Genomic DNA, 2,053 nt, shown 5'->3' with positions numbered 1-2,053 from the left:
CCTGCAGTTCAGGATCGAAGTCGTCGGCGCCGTCGATGTCGCGGATGATCGAGACGACCTCGACCCCGCCATGCGTTCCGTACTGATAGAGCAGCGCCTCGCGCGCCGCGTCGAGAATCTCGGCGCATGAGCCGAACGAGTCGGCCAGCGCGGTGATCTGGATGCGCGCCTGCACCAGCGCGCGGCCCTGGCCGTCGATCTGCCCGGGCTCAACGCCCGAGATGCGCTGATAGACCAGCGCCGGCAGCGTCTTGTCCTGCGGCAGAATCGTGGGGTAGATCCGGGTCGAGACGAGCCCCGTCACTGTCGCGTCACCAGAGAGCAGCGCGTATGCCGCTTTCCTCGCGCCCACGTCAGCGGCCCGCTTTCAATTTCTCGATCTCGCGCGGGGTACGCGTCTCAATATAGGCACGCATCGCCTCGACCGCCTCGCCCTGCTTGCCGTCGATGGCCGGGCGCATGAACGGACGCTGGCGGGCGCCAGGGTGGTCGACAGACTTCACCAGCCGGCCGCCGAAGTTCAGCATCCCGCCCTTCTTGGCGGCAATCTTGTGGCCGGCCGTGCCGAACTCGACCATGTGCGCGTAGAAGGCGATCTTGTCGCCGGCCCGCACGCGCGAGTACACCCGGCCCTTCTTGATACCGGTGGACACTTTGATCGAGCGACGCAGCGCCCCTGATTTCACCGGGACGTTCTGCTTTGCCGCGTTCTGCAGGACAACCGCGCCGGCGCGCAGGCCGCCTCGGACAACGGTGCCCTCAAGCCTGGCCGGCAATTCTTTCAGCAGGCGATCGAGTTCGGCGAGGCCCTGAACCTGGGTGATCTCGCTCATGCTGTCGCCTCGTTGATGTCGACGCACATCACGTCGAGCTGCTCATCGTTGCCGCGCTTCAGAATCGCCTGAATCTGCAGCGTTCGGCCCTCGTGCGTGATCCGCATCCAGGGCTGCACGTCCTCGCGGTAGCGCATGACGACGCGCACCGCGCGCACCGCGCGCGTCTGGTCGACGCCGTATTGGTTCTCGATGAACTCGCGCCCGCCGATCGACTCGACAGACGCCCACACGGTCGCCAGCGTCGACCAGGTGATGACCTCGGCCCCGTAGGCGTCGCGGGTGGCAGTCTTGGTCTGGATCACGATGCGATCCCGCAGCCGGCCAGCGGCGAGCGTCATACCGACCACACCCGATAGCGGTCGAGCAGCCGGTCGAGAAAGTCGATCGTCTTGGGCACCCTGTCCGCCTGCGCCGTGCTCTCGCGGTTCGCGTAGCAGGTGCCCAGGGCGGCCAGGATGTAGGCCTTGATCGGCGTCGGGATCAGCGCCGCCGAGTAGCCTGCGGTGAACGTCACCCGCACCGCGTTCGCGATGTCGTAGGTGCCCGGCCAGGTCGTACCGTAGGCCGGCAGCACCCAGGCGGGCTCCTGCGCGTCGTCGACGTAGTAGTCCGCGCCGTCGAGTGCCACCAGCGTGCCGGTCGTGTCGTAGTACTGGATCGACGAGATCGCGGTCAGCGGCGGGCGCGGAATCTCGATCCCGTCGCACGGGAAAGCGTCGAGGTACAAGCAGAACGTGGCCGGCGCCAGCGCGCGCTCGGTCAGATGCTCGGCATGCTCGCGGATCGCGCTGATCCACATCGTGATGAGGTCATCGTCCGCCGACAGGTCAACACGCTGATGCAGCTTGGCCTCGGTGAGCGTGACGGGCTCGACCGTCGGTGCCGTGACGACCTTCAGTCCAATGTGCGCGCCCCAATGCAAAAGGCCCGCAAAACGCGGGCCTTGGTGTGGTGTGTTGCTGTTTCAGTTCCGGCATCGGCCGGTCTGGATCTGCGCGCGGCGAGCCGAGAGTTGCATCTGCACGCCGTACCCGCCGCGTTTGCCGGTCAGTGCCGTGTTTCCGGTCAACATCGCCGACACCAACGCCGCCAGCGTCAGCGCCTCACTGATCGACACGCCCAGCGCGGCCGCGTTCGATACCGCATCGGCCAGCGTCAGCGCATCGGTGGCCGTTGCCGCGTACTCGCCAGCCATTGCGGCCGACGTGGCATCAGCC

Annotated in this window: 5 protein-coding genes; all 5 read right to left on the bottom strand. The window is 66.9% G+C overall.

Features of this window, described 5'->3' with window-relative positions:
* Positions 1 to 304: DUF3168 domain-containing protein (locus KAY22_RS24395; protein WP_296625733.1), on the bottom strand; the 304-nt coding region annotated here is incomplete at its 3' end.
* Positions 305 to 353: 49 nt separating this feature from the next.
* A complete protein-coding gene (locus tag KAY22_RS24390) occupies positions 354 to 833 on the bottom strand; it encodes an HK97-gp10 family putative phage morphogenesis protein (RefSeq protein ID WP_296625732.1) in 480 nt (159 codons plus the stop codon).
* Positions 830 to 1,174 (bottom strand): phage head closure protein, encoded by a 345-nt coding sequence (locus KAY22_RS24385; RefSeq protein WP_296625731.1) that lies wholly within the window; start codon positions 1,172 to 1,174, stop codon positions 830 to 832. Before KAY22_RS24385 ends, KAY22_RS24390 begins: the two co-directional genes overlap by 4 nt.
* Positions 1,171 to 1,758, bottom strand: a complete 588-nt coding sequence (locus KAY22_RS24380) for a phage head-tail connector protein (RefSeq protein ID WP_296625730.1) — start codon at positions 1,756 to 1,758, stop codon at positions 1,171 to 1,173. The genes KAY22_RS24385 and KAY22_RS24380 overlap by 4 nt, the downstream gene beginning before the upstream one ends.
* A gap of 42 nt (positions 1,759 to 1,800) precedes the next feature.
* The coding region (locus KAY22_RS24375) for a hypothetical protein (RefSeq protein ID WP_296625729.1) at positions 1,801 to 2,053 on the bottom strand (253 nt) is incomplete at its 5' end.

Source organism: Rhizorhabdus sp., assembly GCF_018006725.1.
Lineage (GTDB): Bacteria > Pseudomonadota > Alphaproteobacteria > Sphingomonadales > Sphingomonadaceae > Rhizorhabdus.
This window is presented reverse-complemented; position numbering and strand designations above follow the sequence as displayed.